Source organism: Idiomarina sp. UBA3162, from assembly GCF_002364475.1.
Classification (GTDB): Bacteria; Pseudomonadota; Gammaproteobacteria; order Enterobacterales; family Alteromonadaceae; genus Idiomarina.
The window spans coordinates 1-5,530 of record NZ_DEYI01000008.1; the positions used below are offsets into that span (position 1 = coordinate 1).

General features: G+C 47.8%; 6 protein-coding genes. 4 read left to right on the forward strand and 2 right to left on the reverse strand.

What is annotated here, in order from left to right; all coding sequences use genetic code 11:
* The 3 genes from uvrB to B2X00_RS01130 form a co-directional block, all read left to right on the forward strand.
* Positions 1-1,750: excinuclease ABC subunit UvrB (gene uvrB / locus B2X00_RS01120; RefSeq protein ID WP_290485769.1), on the forward strand; the 1,750-nt coding region annotated here is incomplete at its 5' end.
* A gap of 68 nt (positions 1,751-1,818) precedes the next feature.
* The gene (locus B2X00_RS01125) at positions 1,819-2,013 is read left to right on the forward strand and encodes a DUF2061 domain-containing protein (RefSeq protein WP_083404989.1); all 195 of its coding nucleotides are present in this window, start codon (positions 1,819-1,821) and stop codon (positions 2,011-2,013) included.
* Positions 1,958-2,485 (forward strand): DUF2919 family protein, encoded by a 528-nt coding sequence (locus B2X00_RS01130; RefSeq protein ID WP_290485770.1) that lies wholly within the window; start codon positions 1,958-1,960, stop codon positions 2,483-2,485. The genes B2X00_RS01125 and B2X00_RS01130 overlap by 56 nt, the downstream gene beginning before the upstream one ends.
* 14 nt (positions 2,486-2,499) lie before the next feature.
* Here the strand turns inward: B2X00_RS01130 and fghA are convergent, their stop codons facing one another.
* On the reverse strand, positions 2,500-3,327 hold the full coding sequence (gene fghA / locus B2X00_RS01135; protein ID WP_290485771.1) for an S-formylglutathione hydrolase: 828 nt from the start codon (positions 3,325-3,327) through the stop codon (positions 2,500-2,502).
* Between the two features lie 18 nt (positions 3,328-3,345).
* Positions 3,346-4,464 carry an S-(hydroxymethyl)glutathione dehydrogenase/class III alcohol dehydrogenase gene (locus B2X00_RS01140; protein ID WP_290485773.1) on the reverse strand — a complete coding sequence of 373 codons (1,119 nt, stop codon included), beginning with the start codon at positions 4,462-4,464 and terminating at the stop codon, positions 3,346-3,348.
* Positions 4,465-4,587: 123 nt separating this feature from the next.
* Between B2X00_RS01140 and B2X00_RS01145 the strand changes: the two genes are divergently transcribed.
* Positions 4,588-5,466 (forward strand): LysR family transcriptional regulator, encoded by an 879-nt coding sequence (locus B2X00_RS01145; protein WP_290485772.1) that lies wholly within the window; start codon positions 4,588-4,590, stop codon positions 5,464-5,466.
* Positions 5,467-5,530: the final 64 nt, after the last annotated feature.

Here is a 5,530-nt window from a genome sequence, read left to right on the forward strand (position 1 = left end):
TTATTATCAGCCGGAAGCCTACGTGCCCACCACCGACACCTTTATTGAAAAAGATGCATCGATAAACGACCACATTGAACAAATGCGTCTGTCAGCGACAAAAGCGTTGATGGAGCGCCGTGATGTTGTGTTGGTGGCTTCGGTTTCGGCGATTTATGGTTTGGGTGATCCCGAATCATATATGAAGATGATGCTGCATTTGCGTCGTGGCGACATTATTGACCAGCGCGATATTTTGCGGCGCTTGGCGCAGCTACAGTATAAGCGAAACGATGCGGCCTTCGAGCGGGGCACCTATCGTGTGCGCGGTGAGGTCATTGACATTTTCCCCGCTGAATCGGAAGAGCTTGCAGTGCGCGTTGAACTATTTGATAACGAAGTCGACCGTATCAGCTTTTTTGAGCCGCTCACGGGGCAAGTGACCGAAGCGGATGTTGCGCGTGCCACCATTTATCCGAAAACACACTATGTGACACCTCGTGAAGTCTTGGTTGAAGCGATTGAGAAGATCAAAGATGAGTTGAAAGATCGTCGAGATGTGCTGCTGAAACAAAATAAACTGCTTGAAGAGCAACGTATTAATCAGCGCACTCAGTTTGATATTGAAATGATGTTGGAGCTTGGCTATTGCTCCGGTATCGAAAACTATTCACGTTATCTGTCTGGACGTGCTCCGGGCGAGCCACCACCCACCTTGATGGATTATTTACCGGACGACGCACTGCTCATCATTGATGAGTCACATGTGACGGTATCGCAGGTCGGGGCGATGTATAAGGGCGATCGCTCGCGCAAGGAAAACTTGGTGGAGTATGGCTTTCGACTGCCGAGTGCGTTGGATAACCGGCCCTTAAAATTCGATGAATTCGAAGCCATTGCCCCCCAAACTGTTTATGTTTCTGCAACACCTGGGAAATATGAGCTTGAACGTAGTAGCGGTGAGGTCGTTGAGCAGGTGGTGCGACCCACTGGCTTAGTGGATCCGATTATTGAAGTGCGACCCGTGGCGACGCAGGTTGATGACTTAATGTCTGAAGTCCGTTTACGGGTGGAAAAAGAAGAACGTGTGCTTGCGACAACATTAACCAAAAAGATGGCCGAAGATTTAAGTGATTATCTCGATGAACACGGTATCCGTGTACGGTATCTTCACTCGGACATCGATACTGTCGAACGAATGGAGATTATTCGCGATCTGCGACTCGGTGAGTTCGATGTGTTGGTCGGCATTAACTTGCTGCGAGAAGGTCTCGATATGCCGGAAGTCTCCTTAGTCGCCATTCTTGATGCTGATAAAGAGGGCTTCTTACGATCTGACCGTTCTTTGATTCAGACCATTGGTCGTGCAGCACGTAACGTGAATGGTAAGGCGATTCTATATGGCGACCGGATTACCGGCTCTATGCAACGCGCGATTGATGAGACGGATCGTCGTCGTGAAAAGCAAATCGCTTTTAACAAAGAACATGGTATCACACCGCAAAAATTGAATAAGAAAGTCACCGATGTGATGGACTTGGGGCAGGGTGGTGCTAATCGTAAAAACCGTGCCGCGAAGGCGGTTGCAGAGGTTGCCTCTGGTTACGATCCACGCACCGTGATGATCAAAGATACGAATGCGGTGATTAAAGAAATTGAAGCCAAAGAAAAAGAAATGTATGAAGCGGCTCAAAACCTTGAGTTTGAGAAGGCGGCACAGTTACGTGACGATATCAAAACACTACGTGAGCAACTTAAACGAGCAGTTTAATCGGTTTTTATAATTAGAAATGTAAATCGTAATTGCTATCATTTCTTTAGACAGGAATGGAGGGCATTATGATAAAGACAGCAAGTTTTGCCGTGATGCATTTCTCAATCGCTTTTACAGTGGTTTGGGTGATGACAGGCGATATTGTGATGGGTGGTGCCGTGGCATTGATTGAGCCACTGGTAAATACAGTAGGTTATTATTTCCATGAAAAGATCTGGCAACGGAGCGGCGTTCGTCGAACGAGCGCGTTATCTGGATAAAGAGGGGCGCGCGAGCACCCCTCTATTTTTCATTTGGGTCACGTTCTTTTTATGCCGCGGATATCTTGCGGGTATTGTTTCGCTCACTTTCAATGAAGATCGCACGCGTTTACTCTCACTCTTTTATAAAAACTCAGAACAATTTGGTCTCATGCTTGTGGTGGGTTTGCCGGCCTTATTCGTACTGTTGGCGACAAGTTTCGCTAAAGAGGATGGTTATAATTGGGCCAACCATGTGATGCGAGCTGCACAGCCTCTGATGTTGGTCGCTCTCGTGTTAGATGCGATATTAATTAGTAGTCTGCTACTGCATCAGCATGGCAGCTTCTCTTGGGGCAAAGCGAGTATTATCTTGGCGTGGTTTATCAGTCTTTGGTACGTAAGTAAGTCGCGGCAATGGCGGTTTTATCGGCGTCACTTGGCGGAAAAGCCTGAACCATCGGTGTCCGAAGACACCGATAAATCCGCGTAATAAAGGCGAGCGTGCTAGAGCAGATAATGCGCGTGGAAGCGTAACTGCTCCTCAATGAAACTACTGATAAAGTAGTAACTGTGATCATAGCCTTCGTGTAGATAGATAGCACCCGGTCCATCTGTTTCATCGAATACAGCTTGCAAAGTCTCAGGCTTCAGTTGCTCTTCGAGAAAGTTGTCTGCTAAACCCTGGTCGACGCGAATCGGTCTGACTTGCCCATACGCTTTGATGAGTTCTACCGCATCATAATCTTTCCAAGCATCACGGTTGCCTCCCAAATATTGCGTAAACGCATATTCACCCCAAGGGCATTGAGTTGGATGAGTGATCGGTGAGAATGCCGAAATGCTTTGATAGCGTTCTGGGTTTCGCACACCAATGACCAGCGCACCATGACCTCCCATGGAGTGACCGGCAATCGAGCGTTTATCCGTTAATGGGAACTGCGCCTCTACCCATTTTGGGAGTTCATCAAGAATGTAATCATACATTTGATAATGTTGCTTCCAAGGCGTTTCGGTCGCATTCAGATAAAAGCCTGCACCTTTGCCAAAGTCATACCGATCTTCGTCAGGTACCTCATCACCGCGCGGACTGGTGTCGGGAATAATCAACGCGATACCAAGTTGCGCTGCGACGCGCTGTGCACCTGCTTTAGTAGAGAAGTTCTCATCAGTACACGTGAGCCCTGATAAAAAGTACAAACTGGGTACTGCATGATGTTCTGCTTGGGGCGGCAGAAACACGCTCAACTGCATATCGCAGTTGAGCGTCGAAGAGCGGTGCTTTAAGCGGATTTGTCGACCGCCAAATGTACGTACTTCGCTTACGATTTCCATAGTGGATACCTTTGTCGCTTAGTAGTGGATAACCGAACGAATCGATTTACCTTCGTGCATGAGCTCAAAGGCTTCGTTAATTTCCTCGAGCGGCATGTTGTGGGTGATGAAGGTATCTAAATCAAATTTTCCGTCCATGTATTGCTGTACGTAATCAGGCAGTTGACTGCGCCCTTTAACACCACCAAATGCACTCCCACGCCAAACACGCCCGGTAACCAATTGGAATGGACGGGTCGAGATTTCCTCGCCTGCGCCGGCGACACCAATAATTACCGATTCGCCCCAACCTTTGTGGCAGCACTCAAGCGCCGAACGCATGACTTCGACGTTACCAATACATTCGAACGAGAAGTCGACACCGCCGTCGGTCATATCGACAATCACTTCTTGGATAGGCTTGTCGTAATCTGTTGGGTTAACAAAATCAGTCGCACCGAGTTGCTTAGCAATTTCGAACTTATCTTCGTTCACATCAATTGCAATAATGCGTGACGCCTTCGCTTGTACGGCACCGATAATGACAGCTAAACCGATACCACCGAGCCCGAATACCGCGACCGTATCACCTTCTTGCACATCAGCGGTGTTCTTCACTGCGCCCATTCCGGTGGTGACACCACAACCTAACAAACACACTTTTTCTAAGGGCGCTTCTTTTGGGATTTTCGCGACAGAGATTTCAGGTAACACGGTGTATTCAGAAAATGTCGAAGTACCCATGTAGTGGTAAATCGGCTCGCCGTTTTTTGAGAAACGAGAGGTACCATCAGGCATTAAGCCTTTGCCTTGCGTCGCTCTCACGGCTTGGCACAAATTCGTTTTTCCAGACGTACAGAATTTACACTCGCCACACTCGGCTGTGTAGAGTGGAATTACATGGTCACCCACCTCGACAGAAGTCACGCCTTCGCCGACGGATTCAACAATACCGCCACCTTCATGACCCAAAACGGCTGGGAAGATACCCTCAGGATCTGCGCCTGATAGCGTGTAAGCATCGGTATGGCACACGCCTGTCGCAATAATTTTGACGCGCACTTCGCCTTTCTTAGGTGGTGCTACATCGATTTCTTCCATTTTTAATGGTTCGCCCGGACCCCAGGCCACGGCTGCACGCGACTTAATTGTTTCCATCATAGCTTCCTTTATTTGGTATGTGATTGGCTAGTTATACGTTAATGACAGGAACAAGTTTAACTTTTTCTGTTTTAAAGGTAATCTAAACTTTTTACAAATGACTTTTGCAGATACGTAATAATGAAACAATGGCAAGGAATCAGTGAGTTTGTCGCGGTGGCTCAAACATCAAGCTTTACCAGTGCCGCTAAGCAGTTAGGTCTATCCGTAGCGCAAGTCAGCCGCAATATTGCAGCTTTAGAACAACGACTAAAATTACCATTACTCTATCGCTCGACACGCAGCGTGAGCTTAACGGAGGAGGGCTTGCTGTATTTACCGCATTGCCAGCACTTGGTCGCGAGTTTGAACGATGCCGACCAAGCCATTCAGCAACGCTCAGAAAAGCCACAAGGATTAATTCGTCTCACCGCACCGGTCTTTTATGGCGAACACGTAATCGCGCCGTTGGTGAACGACTTTTTAAACCAATACCCTGATTGTCGACTCGACTTTAACCTCACCAACGACACGCTCGACTTGATAGAGGGACATTATGACTTAGCGATACGGTTAGGGCATTTGGGCACGCCGCGTTTAAAGGCGAGTCCGCTCGGTCGTCGTCGGCACTTTCTAGTGGGGGCGCCGGCGTATTTTGAACGTTTTGGAGAACCAACTCACTTAGCTTCGCTGGCTGATCACCGTTGTTTAACGGGCACGCTCAAAAGTTGGCGTTTTCAGGTGGATGGAAAAGTAAAGACAGTGCAACCCAATGCATTAATTCACTGCAATAGTGGATTGGCGATAAAAGATGCGGTGTGTAAAGGTCTGGGTATAGCGATTCTACCTGACTATTATGTCGCTGATGAGCTCGAAGCCGGTGTCTTACAGGAAGTGATGACAGATTATCGTCAACCGGACGACGGTATTTGGGCGCTGTATCCCGAGTCGCGACATCGAATTGCTAAAGTTAGGGTGTTAATTGACTTTCTTAAGTTGAAGCTAACCAATAACGGTTGAAGTCGTGGAATTAACTAGAAGAACAAAGAAATAAAAAAAGGTGGTGGATGGTACTGGGCTCGAA

What these genes read in the sequence shown, in the direction of transcription:
- B2X00_RS01125 (WP_083404989.1), top strand. Translation starts at nt 1,819, where the DNA reads ATGATAAAGACAGCAAGTTTTGCCGTGATGCATTTCTCAATCGCTTTT.
- B2X00_RS01130 (WP_290485770.1), top strand. Translation starts at nt 1,958, where the DNA reads ATGAAAAGATCTGGCAACGGAGCGGCGTTCGTCGAACGAGCGCGTTAT.
- fghA (WP_290485771.1), bottom strand. Translation starts at nt 3,327, where the DNA reads ATGGAAATCGTAAGCGAAGTACGTACATTTGGCGGTCGACAAATCCGC.
- B2X00_RS01140 (WP_290485773.1), bottom strand. Translation starts at nt 4,464, where the DNA reads ATGGAAACAATTAAGTCGCGTGCAGCCGTGGCCTGGGGTCCGGGCGAA.
- B2X00_RS01145 (WP_290485772.1), top strand. Translation starts at nt 4,588, where the DNA reads ATGAAACAATGGCAAGGAATCAGTGAGTTTGTCGCGGTGGCTCAAACA.